This window comes from Microbacterium sp. TPD7012, assembly GCF_003075395.1.
In the GTDB taxonomy this organism is placed as follows: Bacteria; Actinomycetota; Actinomycetes; order Actinomycetales; family Microbacteriaceae; genus Microbacterium.
On the sequence record NZ_QDFV01000003.1, the window covers coordinates 340087 to 356826 of the forward strand.

Consider the following 16740-nt stretch of genomic DNA (forward strand, 5'->3'; position numbering starts at 1 on the left):
AGTCCAGCCTACGGGTAGCATCCGGGGATGGAACGCGCGCCGGACCTCCATCGTCTGTACGTCCACGGCAGCGGCCGCCGAGGTGCCGACGCCTGGCCGCACGTGCGTGACTCCGCCGCGAGATTCTTCGCGTTCTCGCCCGACACGACGATCGACGATCAGGTGGCCGCACTGCTCGACGACATCGGCGGTCGCAGATCTCTCGTGTTCGCGCATTCGATCGGCGCCGTGCCGGCGGTGCTCGCAGCGCAGCACGTCGATCTCGCCGGTCTCGTGCTGATCGAACCCGCCCTCTACGACATCGCACGGGGTGACGCGGCGATCGAACGCCACATCGCGATCGTCACGGAGGCGCGCGCCCTGGCATCCAGCGGCGATCTCCGCGGCTTCTGGGCGATCCTGCGCCCGCTGATGTTCGGCGGGCCCTTCGACTCCGCGCGCTGGCGGGAGGAGTCGCCGCTCGCCGAGCGGTGGGCGACCATCAACCTGCCCTGGGGGCACGGCGTGCGGGAGCGGATGCTCGACGGCACACCGAGCCTGGTGGTGACGGGGGGCTGGAACGACGAGTACGAAGCGATCGCGCAGGTCCTCGCCGATCGCGGAGCCACTCATCTCGTGCTGCCCGGCCACGAGCATCGCCCGCACGACTCCGGCGGCTTCGTGCACGTCGTGGACGATTTCGTGGCCGCACTCGCATCCTGAGCACGAATTCGGAGTTCACGTCCGCCGCTCCGGCGGCGCCCGGGCTTCCGCGGCGTGTCGCCGTGCGTTCTCCGAAGCGGTGCTCGCGGCGGAGCGGATCAGCTCGCGGCCGCGCGGTCGCCGACGCGCTGTCCGACCACCGCGGACACGCCGTCCTGGCGCATCGACACGCCGTACAGGGCGTCCGCGATCTCCATCGTGCGCTTCTGGTGGGTGATGACCAGCAGCTGCGAGCTCTCGCGCAGCTGCTCGAAGACCGTCAGCAGGCGTCCGAGATTGGCGTCATCGAGGGCGGCCTCGACTTCGTCGAGGATGTAGAACGGACTCGGGCGCGCCTTGAAGATCGCGACGAGCAGAGCGACGGCCGCGAGAGAGCGCTCGCCACCGGAGAGCAGAGACAGCCTCTCGATCTTCTTGCCGACCGGACGCACCGAGACCTCGATGCCCGTGGTCAGCATGTTGTCCGGATCGGTGAGGCTGATGCTTCCCGACCCACCGGGGAACAGCAGCGGGAACACCTGGCCGAAGGCTTCCTTCGTGTCTTCGAAGGCGCTCGCGAAGATCGTCTGCATGCGCTCGTCGAGGTCGCCGATGATCGTCAGCAGATCCTGGCGCGTCTGCGTGAGATCCGCCAGCTGCTCGGTGAGGAAGGCATGCCGCTGCTCCAGCGCGGCGAACTCCTCGAGAGCGAGCGGGTTGACGCGCCCGAGCTGCGCGAGCTTGCGTTCGGCCTCACCGAGACGGCGCTGCTGGATACGTCGATCGAAGGGGATGGCCGTGTCGTCGATGAGCTCACCGTCGGCGGGCGCGACGCCGGGATCGCGAGGAACCAGCTGATCCGGTCCATATTCCGCAATGAGAATATCTTCGTCGAGGGCGAGTTCCGACGACACGCGCTCGAGCAGGCTGTTGAGGTGCAGCTTCTTCTCGTGGATCTGGAGCTCGAGCCCGTGCACGCTCTCCGTGAGTCCGGCCAGCCGCTCCCGCAAGGACGTCTCCTGCGCGCGCAGCGCCACGAGCTCCTCGTTCTGCGCCGAGCGCGCGGACTCCGCCTCGCCGAGCGCGATACGCGCTTCGGTGACGGATCGATCGAGCGAGTCGAGGATGCGGGGCAGCTCCTCGGCGACACCGGATGCCGCCTCGCGCTGCGTGCGACGGATGACCGCTCTGCGTGCCGCCTCTGCGGCGGCGTCGCGCTCCTGTTCGCGCTGGCGCTCGAGGCTCGTCACCCGTGCCTGCGCGGCGCGCACCCGCTCGCGGAGCGTCTCGATCTCCAGTCGGGCACGGACCTCGTCCTCCCGAGCAGCCTCGAGCGCTTCGAGCAGGCCGTCGCGTGCCGTCGCGTCGAGGACCGGACGCGGCGCAGCGATCGCCGCGTCCACTTCGTCCTTGGCGGCCTGCGCCTTCGCCTCGGCATCGGCGACGGCCGCCTGCGCCTGGGCGAGCCCGGCCTCGAGCCGCTCGCACTCCGCCACGGCCGACTCATGCCGCACCGTGATCCGGTTCACCTGCTCCGCGTGGCTTGCCAGGGCGGCGTCGTGCTCGCGAAGGGCCCGCAGCGCATCCTTCGCCTGACGACGGGTCGTCTCGACGGCTTCGTTCGCGTCTTCCCGCGCTTCCTGCAGAGAATCGACGACGATCTGGATCTCGGAGAGCCGCTCCTTCGCCGCGTCGCGCTCGGCCGCGAGCTCCAGACGGGAGCGCTCGCCTCCCGATCCGGTCCGCAGGGTCTGCGCGGTGACCACGTCGCCGCCGATCGTGACGATGGTGGTCGTGGTGTCACCGGCGGTGTCCAGCGCTGCTCGCGCTGCGCGCGCCGCATCGAGATCGGCGGCGATGAGCACGTGGGACAGGATGCCGAGCACCCCGTCCGGAGCGGTGACGGTCTCGGTCGCCGGCGTGACGCCGTCGATCGACGGCAGATCGACGGCCGGGCGCAGCGCATCGGCCACGACGAAGTCCACCACGCCGCGCCGCTGCTCCGCGGCCTCCGCTGCCAGCGCGAAGGCATCCGCCGACGAGTCGATGAGCACGCCCTCGGCGAGCGGTCCGAGGACGGCGGCGATGGCCGCTTCGAAGCCGGAACGCACCTGCACCGCGTCGCCGACGAGTCCGCGCACACCGGCTCCGCCGGTTTTGACGATCTCCGCCGCGCCACCGGACAGCGCGAGCGCGCTGCTCAGCGCCGCCGCCTTCGCCGTCAGCGAGTCGACCTCGCGCTCCGCGGCGTGCAGCCGCTCCCGCAGCGCCTCGCGCTCGGCTTCGGCCGCCGAGGAGGCCCGCTGCGCGCTGTCGTACGCGGCAGCGTGCTCGACGGCGGTCCCCTCGGGAGCCTCGGCATCATCGATCGCCTCGAGCGCCTCCGTCGCCTCGCGACGTCGGACGTTCGCGGCCTCCAGCGCGTTCTCCTGCCGCAGCACCGCGCCTCGCACGGCCGCCAGCGCCGACGCCGCCGCATCCGCGGTACCGCGCAGCGTCGAGAGCCGCATGTCGTACTCCGAGACGAGAGCGCTCTGCTCCGCGATGTCGACGTCGAGTGTGTCCAGCTCGGCGCGGGCGTGCACAACCTCCCGGCTCGCCGCTGCAGCCGCGTCCTGCGCATCGCCGAGTCCGGCGGAGATCAGATCGATCTCCTCGCGCGCCTCGTCGATCGTGCTCTGCGTCACCGTCACCGCCGTGACGGCCGCATCGTCCTCCTCGGAGCCCAGCAACGCGAGGCGCTGGTTCGCGAGCGTGTAGAGACCGCGCATCCGCTCCTGGACCTGCTCGAGCCCGAATGCCACACTCCGCGCCTGATCGACCGCGACGGAGTTCTGGTCCTGCTCGAGGCGGGCGATGCTCGCGCGCACGGTCTCGGCCTGGTCGGACAGCACCAGACGCTCCGTGTGGCGCTCGTGCTCAGTGCGCGTGTGGTCGGCCAGCGCCGTGCGCAGCGCGACGACGTCATCCGCGAAGATGCGTGCCTTCGCGTCGCGGACCACCGCCGCGATGGTCTGCGCCTCGCGAGCGATCTCCGCCTGCCGGCCCAGGGGCTTGAGCTGACGCCGGATCTCGCCCGCCAGATCGCTGAGGCGCGTGAGGTTCGCCTCCATGGCGTCGAGCTTGCGGAGGGTCTTCTCCTTGCGGCGACGGTGCTTCAGGATGCCGGCGGCCTCCTCGATGAAGCCACGACGATCCTCGGGCGACGCCTGCAGGACGGTGTCGAGGCGCCCCTGTCCGACGATGACGTGCATCTCGCGTCCGAGACCCGAGTCGCTCAGCAGCTCCTGCACATCGAGCAGCCGGCAGCTCTCCCCGTTGATCGCGTACTCGCTCGAGCCGTTGCGGAAGAGGGTCCGGCTGATCGTCACCTCGGCGTACTCGATGGGGAGCGCGCCGTCGGCGTTGTCGATCGTGAGCTGGACCTCCGCGCGCCCGAGGGGTCCTCGAGTCGAAGTACCGGCGAAGATGACGTCTTCCATCTTGCCGCCGCGGAGCGTCTTGGCGCCCTGCTCCCCCATGACCCAGGCGAGCGCGTCGACGACGTTCGACTTGCCCGATCCGTTCGGGCCGACGATGCAGGTGACGCCCGGCTCGAACACGAAACTGGTCGGCTGGGCGAACGACTTGAACCCCTTGAGCGTCAGGCTCTTCAGATGCATGCGGGCACCGCTCGTCCGGGGAGAATCACGCCGCTACGCTACCGGAATCGCGCCGATCGGCCGTCATCCCGCGCGGGCAGGCGATGAACCCGCGCCGGCGGCGACACGCCGGGAGACGGCGGATGTGCTTGACGACCTCGGCGATCCTTCGCTACCGTGTCCTCCGGATCGCCACACGAAAGGAGGTTACCGATGATGTTCATTCAGCTCAACGCACAGGCCACAGGCCTCGCCGCGCCCGCGCACTCTGCGCCGCGCCCTGCGTACTCGGTGACCGCCGGCGTCCGCTTCAGCGCGTTCGCATAGAACCACAGCTCGAGAACTCCGGCCCGTACCGGGCTCCCTTCTCGCCGGTTCACCCGCGCCCCACCCTCTGATCTGCTCGCAGATCACGGATCTCCCGCCACTCTCGGTGTCCGCTTCTCGCGACCCCGAGGCGTCGCATCCTTCCTCGCCGTCTCCGACCGCCACCGCGGCCTCTCGACGACGAATCCGCACACCCATCCACCATTCATCTCGAAGGAATCATCGTGAATACGACGCTGCACCGCGGCATCACCCACCCGCCCGATACCGAGGACCGGCAGGTCCTCCAGATCCCCCGCCCCGACGAACTGCGCCGCCTCGCGCTCGCGGATCGTCTCTCCCTCCGGATCGGCCTCTGGCTGCTCCAGAGGGCGCAGCGTCCCCGGCGCGAACGCCGGAAGCTGCACCTCCCGCCCGCTGATTCACTGATCCTCGGGGAGCGCGAGCGCTCCGCCGCGGAGACCTACGCGCTGCTGGCCTACGACCTGCAGCGCAGCATGCGCTGATCGGAGTTCGCCACATGGACATCCCTCTCACCGCAGGCGCGACCCTGCGTCCGCTCGTGCTCCCGGCACGAGCGGACGCAGCGGACGCGGGCGAGTTCCGCGAGCTCGCCCGCGTCCGCAACCTCGTCTACCGCGAGATCACCGGCCGATCCGAGGACGATCTCACGCCCGAGGCGCTGCTGCCGATCCTCCGGTCCCGGAAGGAGCGCTCCACTTTCGTGTGGGCCGTGCGCATCGGCGAGGAGATCGTCGGACGCGCCGTCGTGAACATCCCCCACGAGGAAGGCTCGCGTGTCGCGATCGTCTCGATCGAGCTGCGACCGCACGTCTGGGGTCGCGGGATCGGCAGCGCGGTGCTTCCCCACCTGGAGGCCGTCGCCCGCGAGCATGGGCGCTCCGTGCTGCAGGAGTGGCTCGAGCAGCAGCCGAGCGACGGCCCGCGCATCTCCGCGCCGACCGGCTTCGGCAGCGTTCCGGAGGATCATGTCTCCCGGTTCCTCCTCCGCCACGGCTACCGCCTCGAGCAGGTCTATCGCGTGAGCCATCTGACGCTCTCCCCGGAGACGATCCAGAGGGCGCGCGACCTCCTCGATCAGGCGCGCTCAGCCTCCACCGACTACCGCGTCGTGCAGTGGACTCTTCCGACGCCCGCCGATCGGGCCGCAGGGTACGCGTGGATGAAGTCGCGCATGTCCACCGACGCACCGTCGGCCGGGATCGAGACGGATGAGGAGACGTGGGACGTCGATCGTCTGCAGGAGGGCGAGCGACGGATCGCCGAGATGGGCCGAACGGTGCTGGTCACCGCCGCGGAGCACATCGCATCCGGCGAGCTCAGCGCGTTCACCGAGCTCGCCATCGGTCCGGACGCGGACGCGGTCACCCATCAGGAGGACACGCTCGTGCTCCGGGAGCACCGCGGCCACCGTCTCGGTCAACTGGTGAAGTGCGCCGCGCTGCTCGAATGGCTCGAGATCGCCCCTCGCTCGCCGAGCGTGATCACCTACAACGCCGAGGAGAACCGGCCGATGCTCTCCATCAACGAGGCCATGGGCTTCGCCCCCACCGCCTACGAGGGCGCCTGGAAGAAGGAACTGACATGACCACGATCGCAATGACGATCACCCCGCTCACCGCTCCGCGCTCGCTCGATGATGCCGATGCCGCGGACTTCCTGGCCTACGGCGAGCTCAACCGGCTCGTCTGCGACGAGGCCGTCGGGCTGCCCGATCTCGCTCCGGATGCCGCGCAGATGCTGCCGGCGTGGCACGACAGCACCGATGCGCTGCAGACCGGATTCGTCGCGCGCTCGGGCGACCGGATCCTCGGGATGGTGACGGTGTCCTTCGCGCAGGAGGCCGAGGCGCATGCCGCGGAGATCGACCTGCTCGTCCCGGCGGAGCACTGGGGACACGGCGTCGAGGATGCCCTGCTCTCGCGGGCGGAGGACGAAGCGCGCGCACAGGGCCGCCGCGTCCTGCAGATCTGGTCCCTGCACCGCCCGGAAGAGGCCGAGCGCATGCTGGTTCCACGCACCGGCTGGGGCCGGGTGCCCGCGATCCCGCTCAGCGATCTGCTCGAGGAGCGCGGCTTCACGCTCGAGCAGGTGGAGCGCAACAGCGAGTTCGACCTGCGCCAGGACCCGGAGCCGCTGCGCCGGGCACTCGCGGACGCGCAGTCCTTCGCCGGCGCCGACTATCGGCTCGTCGGATGGATGCTGCCGACGCCGCCCGAGCTCCGCGACGGCTTCGCCGCCGTCCTCGCGCGCCTGTCGACGGATGCGCCGAGCGGTGAGATGGACTTCGTCGCCGAGGCGTGGGACGCGGATCGGGTGATCCGTCGCGAGGCCCAGTTCACCGGCGCAGGGCAGACAATGTCCGTGGCGGCGGTCCAGCACGTGCCGACCGGGGAGCTCGTCGCGTACAACGAGCTGCTGATCGGCGCCGATCGCGGAGGCGTCACGCACCAGTTCGGGACGCTGGTCTCGCGCGAGCATCGTGGCCACCGGCTCGGGATGATCGTCAAGTGCGCGAACCTGATCCGCTGGCGGGAGCAGATGCCGTCATCGCCGGTCGTCTCCACGTTCAACGCCGAGGAGAACCGGCCGATGCTGAGCATCAACGAGGCGATCGGCTTCGTGCCGGTGTCGTACGCGGGAGCGTGGCAGAAGAGGATCTGAGCCGGTTGCGGACCCGATCTCATTCTCCGGGATGACGTCGGGCCCGCTCCCTCATCCGCCTGACGGACGACGGCGGCGAGGCCGATGACGAGGCTGGAAGCATGAACATCCCCGTCATCGAATCCCACGCCCTCACCAAGAACTTCGGTTCGACCCGTGCCCTCGCCGGCGTCGACCTCGCGGTCCACCGCGGCGAGTCCGTCGCGATCATGGGAGCCTCAGGGTCGGGCAAGACGACGCTGCTGCATGTGCTGGCCGGCATCGTCTCACCGGATGCCGGCACCGTGACCTTCCGCCCCGCCGAGGGTGCCGCAGTGGAGGTGACCTCGCTGGGAGAGTCCGCCCGCTCCCGGCTCCGTCGCGAGCGCTTCGGCTTCGTCTTCCAGCAGGGACTGCTGATCCCCGAGCTGACCGCCGTCGAGAACGTCGCACTGGCCTCGATGATCAACGGGATCCGTCGACAGGATGCCGTGCAGCATGCGGCCGCATGGCTCGCTGCGCTCGGGCTCGCCGGCATGGAGGATCGCCGGATCGGCGAGCTCTCCGGTGGTCAGGCGCAGCGCGTGGCGATCGCCCGCGCCCAGGCGACCGGCGCGGAGCTCGTCTTCGCCGACGAGCCCACCGGTGCGCTGGACTCCCAGACGTCGGCCGAGGTCATGGACGCGCTGCTCTGGTCGACGACCGGACAGGGTCGCACGCTCGTCGTCGTGACCCACGACCCCGAGGTCGCCGCACGCTGCACCCGCACGATCGCGGTGCGCGACGGACGCATCGTCGCCTCGGCGGTGTCCGCATGAACGCCAACGTGCTCGCCCTGCTCCTCCGCCCCGCTCCCGGTCAGAACAGCGTCCTGGCCCTGCCGGTCGTGGCCTTCGGCATCGTCACCACGCTCGTGCTGACCGTGATCGGCGGCGCGCAGTCGTTCTGGGGGTGGACCGACGAGTACGCGCCCCTGTACCAGGCGCTGGCCGCGATCGCGCTGGTGCTTCTCGTCGTCCCGCTCCTGTCGCTCGGCGGAGCGGCGGCGCGTCTCTCCGCACGTCGTCGCGACGAGCGGCTCTCCACGCTCCGGCTCCTCGGAGTCTCCCCCGCCGGAGTCACCGTCGCGACCGTCACCGAGTCGGTGCTGGTCGCCGGAGCCGGAGCGCTCGCCGGCATCCTCGGCCATCTGGCGATCAGTCCGCTGGTGGGAATGATCCCGTTCCGCGGAGAACCGCTCGGCTTCGGCGCGGTCGTCCTGTCTCCGCTGCACATCCTCGCCGTTCTCGGGGGCGTTCTCGTGCTGGCGGCGGGCAGCGCGATCGTCGGACTCCGCCGTGTCGTGATCTCGCCGCTGGGAGTCCGGACGCGAGCCACCGTCTCGAGCGTGCACTGGATCCGCGCGGTCATCGCCGTCGGCGCCATCGCGATCGCCTTCGTCCTGATCAAGGTCTTCCCCTCGGTCGGAAGCCTCGTCGCGACCATCGCGGTGCTCGCCGGGCTCTTCGGCGCCGTGCTCGCCGTGCTGAATGTCGTCGGCCCCTGGGTCCTCAAGGTCTCGGCGTCCCGACAGCTGCGTCGCGCGGAGAAGCCGGAGCGCCTGCTCGCCGCGCGCATCGTCCTCGACTCCCCCAAGGCGGCGTGGCGCCAGGTCGGCGGGATCGCGATGGCCGCGTTCATGGCCGTGTTCGCGGGCACGGGCGTCGCACTCCTGGACGTCATGGGCGGCGAGGGGGCGACCGCGTCGGACATCGCCCTGGCGGACGACATCCGCACCGGGCTCGTCGTCACGCTCATCGGCTCGTTCCTCATGGTGGCGGCATCCGTCGGTGTCAACCAGGCATCCGACGTGCTGGATCAGCGAGAGCTCCACCGCAGCCTGCATCACCTGGGAATGCCGCTGGAGACGGTCGATCGGGCGCGACGTCGGGCCATCATGTCGCCGCTGCTGGTGACGGCGATCGGATCGGCGCTGTGCGCGGCCGTCGTCGTGTTCCCGCTCGTGGGCATCGCCCTCATCACGGCACCGCTCTCGCTCCTGACGATCGCCGCCATCGTCGCCGTGGGCATCGGCGTCGTCTGGGCGAGCACCTGGGCCACGCGTCCGCTGCTGAACGGGGCGTTCCAGGCAGCGTGACGATGCCGCGGTCAGCGGCGGCGCTGGCAGGTCGGGCAGAAGTGCGAGGAGCGGTTCATGAACGCCGCCCGGCGGATCGGCGTCCCGCAGCGCGGGCACGGCTGACCACCGCGACCGTAGGCGTTGAGGGAGTGCGCGAAGTACCCGGCCTGCCCGTTCACGTTGACGTACTGCGCGTCGAAACTCGTTCCGCCCTCGGCGAGTGCCTTCGCGAGGACCGCGCGCACCTCGGCGAGAAGCCGATGAACCGCCGGTGTGGACAGGCGGATCGCCGGAGTCTCCGGATGGATGCGCGCCGCCCAGAGCGCCTCGTCGGCGTAGATGTTGCCGATGCCGCTGACCACGTTCTGGTCGAGGAGCACCCGTTTGATCGCACTGTTCTTGCGGGCGAGAGCCTGCCGGAAGCGCTCGTCGTCGAACGCTTCGTCGATCGGATCCCGGGCGATGTGGCCGACCTGCGTCGGGATCAGGGACGAGCCGTCGTGGATCAGGGTGTCGACCGCGAGGGATCCGAACGTCCGCTGGTCCGAGAAGACGATCGCGAGCTCGCCGTGCTGCGGATGCTCGAGATCGATGCGGATGCGCTCATGGCGCTCCGCCGCGGCATCCGGTGCGCGCAGCAGCATCTGCCCGCTCATCCCGAGATGCGCGATCAGCGCGGACTCCGCATCGTCGAGCGGGAGCCAGAGGAACTTCCCGCGCCGGGACGCCGCAGAGAACCTGCGCCCCTCGAGGCGTCCGACGAAATCGGCCGCGCCGGCCGGATGCCGTGTCAGCGCCCGCTCGTCGAGGACGGTGACCGCGGTGATCACAGAACCGATCGCCGCAGGCGCGAGACCTGCGCGGACGACCTCGACCTCGGGAAGCTCAGGCACGCTCGTTCAGCGTGCGCCAGGCGCTCAGCGCGGCCGCCATCTCGGCGGTCTTCTTGCTGCTGCCGGTGCCGGTCATGCGGATGTCGCCCACCTCGACCGTCGCGGTGAAGCGTCGATCGTGATCGGGTCCGCTGGCCTCGACCGAGTACTGCGGCGGCGTGGCCCCGGAACGAGCGGCGAGCTCCTGAAGACTGGTCTTCGGATCCATCGCCGCGCCGTAGCGCTCGGGATCGGCGAGCAGCGGCTCGGTCAGGCGGAGCACGAGCTCGGTCGCGGCCTCGGGGCCCGCCGACAGATAGGTGGCGCCGATGACGGCTTCCATGGTGTCGGCGAGGATCGAGTCCTTGTCACGACCGCCGGTCTGCTCCTCGCCACGACCGAGCCGGAGGTGGCTGCCCAGATCGATGCCGCGGGCCACCTCGGCGAGGGCGACGGTCGACACGACGCTCGCGCGGCGCTTCGCCAGCTCGCCCTCATCCAGATCGGGGTGCGTGGTGAACAGCATGACCGTGACGGCCTGGCCGAGCACCGAGTCGCCGAGGAACTCCAGGCGCTCGTTGTGCGGGATGCCGCCGTGCTCGTACGCGTACGAGCGATGGGTGAGCGCCAACTCCAGAAGCTCCGCGTCGATGTCGACGCGGAGCTTGACTGGGAGAGGTCTCGTCCCCCCGGGGACCTCCGTCACGATGAGTTCGCGACTCAGACGTCAGCGACCTTGCGGCCCTTGTACTCCAGGAAGAGCTCGGTGCCCTGCGAGTCGGTGACGACCTTCGCCTGGTGGGGACGGCTGTAGACGGTCTTGCCGTTCTCGATCGTCTTCACGAGGGCGACGGGCGCCGCCTTCCACTGCGCGCGGCGCGAGCGGGTGTTCGAACGGGAGACCTTGCGCTTCGGGGGGTTACCAGCCATGACTAGCTCTCTTCTTTCTCGGCGGCGCGGCTCGATGCCTTGCCGTCTTGGTCTGTGATCTGCTGGAGCGCGCTCCATCGAGGATCGATGGGAGCGGCCTGCTCCGTCCCGGTGCTCACGGTCAGCCTTTCGCCCGTTTTCGGGTCGAGACCCGGGCAGTCCGGCTGACACACCGGCTGAAATGGAAGCGACAACACGGCCGCATCCCTGACGAGAGTTTCAAGATCCACGTGGTCGTCTTGAACCTCGAAGTCAGTTTCTTCCTCACCAGGATACGCGAAAAGCTCCTGGAACTCGACTTCGACAGGCTGAGTGATGTCGATGAGGCATCTTCCGCACACTCCGGCGTACTCCGCCTCCGCCGTTCCGGAGACCAGGATCCCCTCGTGGACCGACTCGAGACGCACGTCGATGTCGAGGTCGGAACCCGCCTCGTACCGGACGATCCCCTCGCCCCAGGGTTCGGCGAGACTCACCGTGAACTCGTGTTCACGCATCTCCCCCGGGCGTCGGACGATGTCGCGGACGGGAAGGACGAAAGGGCCGTTCAGTCGAGATCGCACCACGCCATGCTACCCGGCTCCGTCTGCGAGCGGGCCGGACGAGCGGCGGTGAGCGGTCGTCAGATCCCGCGCGCGCCGGTGTCGAGGAATGCGGCGACGGCCGGGGGGACGAACGGGGTGACGTCGCCGCCGAGCGACGCGACCTGGCGCACGAGCGAGCTCGACACCATCGCGTGCGACGGGTCCGGAAGCAGGAAGACGGTCTCGATGTCGGCCAGGTGCCGGTTGACGATCGCCATCGGCGATTCGTACGCCACGTCGATCTGGGAGCGGATGCCCTTCACCAGGACCCCGGCTCCGACGTCGCGGGCGTAGTCCACGAGAAGGCCCATGCTCCAGGAGCCGATCACGATGGTCCCGGCCATGCCGTCTTCGGCGATCGAGCGCTCGAGGAGCGAGAGGCGCTGCGCGATGGGCAGCATCGCCTCTTTGCCGGGGTTGTGGACGACGAGCACGTGCAGCTCGTCGTAGAGCTTCGCGGCACGACGGATCACGTCGAGGTGACCCAGCGTCGGCGGATCGAAAGAACCGGGGACGACGGCGATCCGGCTGCTCACTGGGACTCCATCCGTCGCTCCGTGCATCGCATGGCTCCAGCCTAGGGCACGCGGATCGCGTCAGTTCTTCGCCAGCGCGGCGCGGTCCTCGTCGCTCACCCGGCGGCCGATCACTTCGCGCAGTCCCGGATGCCGCGCGAGTCCGGGGTCTGCCGAGAGGATCTGCTCGGCGACCTCACGGGCACGGGTGATGAGCCCCGCGTCCTTCACGACGCGCAGCAGCTTGAGCGACGATCGGACGCCCGCCTGCGCCGCACCGAGCACATCGCCCTCGCCACGCAGCTCGAGGTCGACCTCGGCCAGCGCGAAGCCGTCGAGGGTCGCCGCGACGGCATCCACGCGCTCGAGGGCGACGGAACCCGCCTCGGCCTCCGTGACCAGGAGACAGAGCCCCGGCACCCCGCCGCGACCCACCCGGCCCCGCAGCTGATGCAGCTGGGAGACGCCGAAGCGGTCGGCGTCGAGGACGATCATCGTCGAGGCGTTCGGAACGTCGACACCGACCTCGATGACCGTGGTCGCCAGCAGCAGGTCGATCTCGCCGCGCGCGAAGGCCTGCATCACGGCATCCTTCTCGTCCGAGGGCATCTTGCCGTGCAGCACGGCCCGGCGGAGCGATCCCAGCTTCGGGTGCGTCGCGAGCGCCTCGTCGAGCTGCACCACACCCCACCGCGGCCCTGCCGCACCTTCGGGCGCGAGGGCGGACTGCTCCCCCGGCTCCGCCGTCTTCTTGGCGGTGTCGATCGCTGCGCAGACGGCGAAGACCTGCCGACCCTGCGCGATCTCCTCGGCAGCGCGGTCCCAGACCCGGTTGAACCACCCCGGATGCTCGGCGAGCGGAGCGACGAACGACTCGATGCCGGCCCGTCCGGCCGGCATCGTCCGGATGACAGAGGTGTCGAGGTCGCCGAAGACCGTCATCGCCACGGTCCTCGGGATCGGGGTCGCCGTCAGCACCAGCGCGTGCGGGCTCGAGCCCTTCGCCCGCAGGGCCTCCCGCTGCTCGACGCCGAAGCGATGCTGCTCGTCGACGACCACGAGGCCGAGATCGGCGAAGGTCGTCTTCTCGCCGAGCAGCGCGTGCGTTCCGACGACGATGAGCGACTGCCCCGACGCGACGCGCAGCGCGGCCTTGCGGCGTTCGGCGGCCGGGAGCTGTCCGGTGAGCAGCGTCGGCATGACGAGAGGTGCGAGCTGCGGGCCGAGCATCTTCGCGATGGAGCGGAGGTGCTGACCGGCGAGGACCTCGGTCGGAGCGATCAGCGCGGCCTGCCCTCCGCTCTCGGCGACCTGCAGCATCGCGCGCAGCGCGACAAGCGTCTTGCCGGAGCCGACCTCGCCCTGGACCAGGCGGTTCATCGGCCAGGCGCCCACCAGGTCGTGCGCGACCTGGTCGCCGACTGTCTGCTGGTCAGGGGTCAGCGCGTAGGGCAGCGAGGCGTCGAAACGCTCCAGCAGGCCTCCGGGCTCCGCAGGGCGCGCGGTGGCCGAGAGCGCGCGGACCGCATCGCGCTGCTGGAGCAGGGCCGTCTGCAGCGTGAGAGCCTCATGCATCCGCAGGGTGCGAACGGCAGGATCGATGTCGTTGCGCGTGCGCGGCCGGTGGATGAGCTCGAGAGCCTCGGCGGCCGTGAGCAGCTCCTCCCCGGTGCGCACCTCTTCCGGGAGCGGATCGGGGATGCCGGTCAGGTCGTCGAGCACCCGTCCGACGAACTTCGCGATCTGCCAGGTCTGCAGCGTCGAGGTCGCCGGGTAGATCGGGATGAGCACCGCCGCCCGCGCGTCGGCCCGGCGCCGGGCCGCGTCTTCGTCGTCGAAGAGCTCGTACTCGGGGTGAGCGAACTGGGTGACGTCGTTGAACATGCCGACCTTGCCCGAGAACACACCGCGCCGTCCGACCGCGAGGTCTTTCGAGCGCCACTCGGCGGCGCCGAGGTTCTTGGCGAAGAACGTCAGCGACATGCGCCCGATGCCGTCACCGATCACGACATCGACCATCGCCCCCTGGCGGTTGCGCATGCGGCGGAAGCTCGAGGAGAGCACCTCGGCCACGATCGTCACGGTCTCGCCGATGGGGAGGTCGCGGATGGGCGTGAGCTCCCCTGGATCGGCGTAGCGCCGGGGGTAGTGCGAGACCAGGTCTGCGACCGACTGCATGCCGAACGCCCGGTTCAGCGTCTTCGCGGGGGCGGCGCCGAGGGCCTCCTCCAGCGAGGAATCGAGCGTGAGCGGCATGCTCCGAGTCTAGGGAACCCCGCGGACACCTCGGACGCCGTGTCTGTCGTATCGTGAACGGGTGACGAGGATCATCGCCGGACGGGCACGCGGAGCACGACTCGAGGTGCCGGGCGCCGGCACACGTCCGACCAGCGACCGGGTGCGCGAGTCCCTGTTCGGCGCTCTGGAGTCCGCGGATGCCATCGACGGCGCGCGCGTGCTGGACCTCTATGCGGGATCCGGGGCCCTCGGGCTGGAGGCGCTCAGCCGCGGCGCGGCGAGCACGGATCTCGTAGAGCGCGGACGCCAGGCGTCCGCGCTGATCCGCCGCAACGCCGCGACCGTGGCGAAGGCGGGCGGTTCGGCGGCCGTCCGCGTGCACGAGGTGGCCGTGCACACCTACCTGCTGCGGGCCTCCGGCACGTTCAACCTCGTGTTCTCCGACCCGCCGTACGATCTCGACGATGAGGCGATGACGGCCGACCTGATCGCCCTCGCGCCGCTGCTCTCGCCACAGGCGCTCGTCGTCGTCGAACGTGCTCGGCGCTCGACACCGCCTGACTTCGCCGCAGCGGGCCTCGAGCTGTTCCGCGAGAAGGCCTACGGCGACACGGCGCTGTGGTGGGCGGAGCCGGTCTCACCGGACGAGCAGCCCGGGATCGACGCTCAGCCCGCGACCGAATCCCAGTCGCGATAGGGATCCCATCCGGAGACGTCCACCGGGTGCTCGTCGCACAGCAGCTCGTCGCTGCCGGCGGCCCGCACCTCGCCGATGACCCGGAATCCGGGCGGGAGGACGCCGTCCGGGAACGTCGCGAGGAGACCGTGATCCTCGCCGCCCGCCAGCGCACGATCCGGATCGTCGCCGAGGGACCCGCCGTCGAGAGCGATCGTGACCCCCGACGCCGCGGCCATCCGCCGCGCATCGAGTGCGAGGCCGTCGGAGATGTCCATCATGGCGGTCGCGCCCGCCGTCGCGGCCACCGGGCCGAGTCCGACCGGCGGAGAAGGACGCAGCTGCGCGGCGACCGCGGCGCTCTCCCCCGCGGCGAGCTTCGACGGATCGACCGCGACCGGCACGTCGCCGTCACGGAACCGACCGAACAGCACGGCGAGGCCATGCGCGGCGTGCCCCAGCTCGCCCGCGACCGCGACCACGTCGCCCGGTCGGGCGCCGGAGCGGGTCACCGCCGCCCGTCCCTCCACATCGCCGAGCGCGGTCACCGCGACGGTCAGCACATCGGAGACCGTGAGGTCCCCGCCCACCACGGCGCAGCCGGGAGCCAACGCCGCGCAGGCCTCACGGAACCCGTCGGCGAGCCGCTCGACGAAGGACAGGCGCAGATCACGCGGGACGGCGAGGGCCACGAGAAGCGCGGTCGGGCGGGCGCCCATCGCCGCGATGTCCGCGAGGTTCACCGCCGCCGCCTTCCAGCCGAGGTCGTACCCGTTCGACCAGGCGAGCCGGAAGTCCGGTCCGTGCACGAGGGTGTCCGTCGTCGCCACCACGCTGCCCGACGGCGCGGCGACGACAGCCGCATCGTCGCCCGGCCCGAGGAGCGTGTACGTCCCCGGAGCGGTGCGGGTGAGGATCGCTCGGAGGATCGCGCCTTCCGAGAGATCTCCGAGGGCAGGGTCGTCGGCTGCGGGTCGGGAGGGCATGCTGTCAAAGGTAGCCTGGAAGCATGCTCCGTTCCCGTCGCCTCGCAGCCGTCGCAGGTGCGGTGATCCTGGCCGCGGCCCTCGCCGGCTGCTCCACGACCGTGCATCTCGAACCCGCCGAGGATGCGAACGATCCCGGCTGCGCTGCGGTCTCCGTGCTGCTCCCGGACAGCGTCGGAGGCTTCGACCGGGTCTGGACCGATGCTCAGGCGACCGGCGCGTGGGGCGACCCGACGATCGTGCTGCGCTGCGGCGTCGAGCCGCCCGCCCCGTCCGCGCTCGTGTGCACGACGATCGGCGGCGTCGATTGGCTCGTCCTCGATCAGGAGGAGGAGCGCCAGCGGCTCGTCACCTACGGCCGCGAACCCGCCGTCGAGGTCAACATCCGCCGCGGCGAGCAGATCGACTTCCAGGCCGTGGTCGACACGATCTCGTCCAGCATCCAGCCGGGGCTCTCCCCGGCGACCGCGCAGTGCACCGAGCGGGTCGAGTTCCCCGCGGGCTGAA

General features: G+C 70.5%; 16 protein-coding genes. 8 read left to right on the top strand and 8 right to left on the bottom strand.

Annotated elements, in window-relative coordinates; translation table 11 throughout:
* The first annotated feature begins 27 nt into the window (after positions 1 to 27).
* Positions 28 to 702 carry an alpha/beta fold hydrolase gene (locus DC434_RS09755; protein ID WP_116635084.1) on the top strand — a complete coding sequence of 225 codons (675 nt, stop codon included), beginning with the start codon at positions 28 to 30 and terminating at the stop codon, positions 700 to 702.
* A 98-nt stretch (positions 703 to 800) separates the two neighbouring features.
* Here the strand turns inward: DC434_RS09755 and smc are convergent, their stop codons facing one another.
* Complete coding sequence (gene smc / locus DC434_RS09760; protein ID WP_116635085.1) at positions 801 to 4343, bottom strand: chromosome segregation protein SMC; 3543 nt, start codon at positions 4341 to 4343, stop codon at positions 801 to 803.
* Between the two features lie 530 nt (positions 4344 to 4873).
* Between smc and DC434_RS09765 the strand changes: the two genes are divergently transcribed.
* The 5 genes from DC434_RS09765 to DC434_RS09785 all read left to right on the top strand — a co-directional run bounded on the left by DC434_RS09765 (position 4874) and on the right by DC434_RS09785 (position 9450).
* Entirely contained in the window at positions 4874 to 5155 is a 282-nt protein-coding gene (locus DC434_RS09765; RefSeq protein ID WP_116635086.1) for a hypothetical protein, read from the top strand.
* A gap of 14 nt (positions 5156 to 5169) precedes the next feature.
* The gene (locus DC434_RS09770) at positions 5170 to 6258 is read left to right on the top strand and encodes a GNAT family N-acetyltransferase (RefSeq protein ID WP_116635087.1); all 1089 of its coding nucleotides are present in this window, start codon (positions 5170 to 5172) and stop codon (positions 6256 to 6258) included.
* Positions 6255 to 7334 (top strand): GNAT family N-acetyltransferase, encoded by a 1080-nt coding sequence (locus DC434_RS09775; RefSeq protein ID WP_116635088.1) that lies wholly within the window; start codon positions 6255 to 6257, stop codon positions 7332 to 7334. Before DC434_RS09770 ends, DC434_RS09775 begins: the two co-directional genes overlap by 4 nt.
* 101 nt (positions 7335 to 7435) lie before the next feature.
* Complete coding sequence (locus DC434_RS09780) at positions 7436 to 8131, top strand: ABC transporter ATP-binding protein (protein ID WP_116635089.1); 696 nt, start codon at positions 7436 to 7438, stop codon at positions 8129 to 8131.
* Complete coding sequence (locus DC434_RS09785) at positions 8128 to 9450, top strand: FtsX-like permease family protein (RefSeq protein ID WP_116635090.1); 1323 nt, start codon at positions 8128 to 8130, stop codon at positions 9448 to 9450. Before DC434_RS09780 ends, DC434_RS09785 begins: the two co-directional genes overlap by 4 nt.
* Before the next feature lie 11 nt (positions 9451 to 9461).
* On the opposite strand, the gene mutM is transcribed toward DC434_RS09785, so the two are convergent.
* The 6 genes from mutM to DC434_RS09815 form a co-directional block, all read right to left on the bottom strand.
* A complete protein-coding gene (gene mutM, locus DC434_RS09790; protein WP_116635091.1) occupies positions 9462 to 10325 on the bottom strand; it encodes a bifunctional DNA-formamidopyrimidine glycosylase/DNA-(apurinic or apyrimidinic site) lyase in 864 nt (287 codons plus the stop codon).
* Positions 10318 to 11010, bottom strand: coding sequence for a ribonuclease III (gene rnc, locus DC434_RS09795; protein ID WP_116635092.1), 693 nt, complete (start codon positions 11008 to 11010; stop codon positions 10318 to 10320). The genes mutM and rnc overlap by 8 nt, the downstream gene beginning before the upstream one ends.
* Positions 11011 to 11024: 14 nt before the next feature.
* Complete coding sequence (rpmF, locus tag DC434_RS09800; protein ID WP_116635093.1) at positions 11025 to 11234, bottom strand: 50S ribosomal protein L32; 210 nt, start codon at positions 11232 to 11234, stop codon at positions 11025 to 11027.
* A gap of 2 nt (positions 11235 to 11236) precedes the next feature.
* On the bottom strand, positions 11237 to 11785 hold the full coding sequence (locus tag DC434_RS09805) for a DUF177 domain-containing protein (RefSeq protein ID WP_116635413.1): 549 nt from the start codon (positions 11783 to 11785) through the stop codon (positions 11237 to 11239).
* Positions 11786 to 11856: 71 nt separating this feature from the next.
* A complete protein-coding gene (gene coaD, locus DC434_RS09810; protein WP_116635094.1) occupies positions 11857 to 12354 on the bottom strand; it encodes a pantetheine-phosphate adenylyltransferase in 498 nt (165 codons plus the stop codon).
* A 60-nt stretch (positions 12355 to 12414) separates the two neighbouring features.
* Positions 12415 to 14589, bottom strand: a complete 2175-nt coding sequence (locus tag DC434_RS09815; RefSeq protein WP_116635095.1) for an ATP-dependent DNA helicase RecG — start codon at positions 14587 to 14589, stop codon at positions 12415 to 12417.
* A 61-nt stretch (positions 14590 to 14650) separates the two neighbouring features.
* Here DC434_RS09815 and rsmD point away from each other — a divergent pair, with 61 nt between their 5' ends.
* Positions 14651 to 15268: a 16S rRNA (guanine(966)-N(2))-methyltransferase RsmD gene (rsmD, locus tag DC434_RS09820; protein WP_116635096.1), complete on the top strand. Its 618-nt coding sequence runs from the start codon at positions 14651 to 14653 to the stop codon at positions 15266 to 15268.
* Here the strand turns inward: rsmD and thiL are convergent.
* A complete protein-coding gene (thiL, locus tag DC434_RS09825) occupies positions 15238 to 16233 on the bottom strand; it encodes a thiamine-phosphate kinase (protein WP_116635097.1) in 996 nt (331 codons plus the stop codon). The genes rsmD and thiL overlap by 31 nt on opposite strands.
* A gap of 23 nt (positions 16234 to 16256) precedes the next feature.
* Between thiL and DC434_RS09830 the strand changes: the two genes are divergently transcribed.
* Positions 16257 to 16739, top strand: a complete 483-nt coding sequence (locus DC434_RS09830) for a DUF3515 domain-containing protein (protein ID WP_116635098.1) — start codon at positions 16257 to 16259, stop codon at positions 16737 to 16739.
* Position 16740 lies beyond the last annotated feature (1 nt).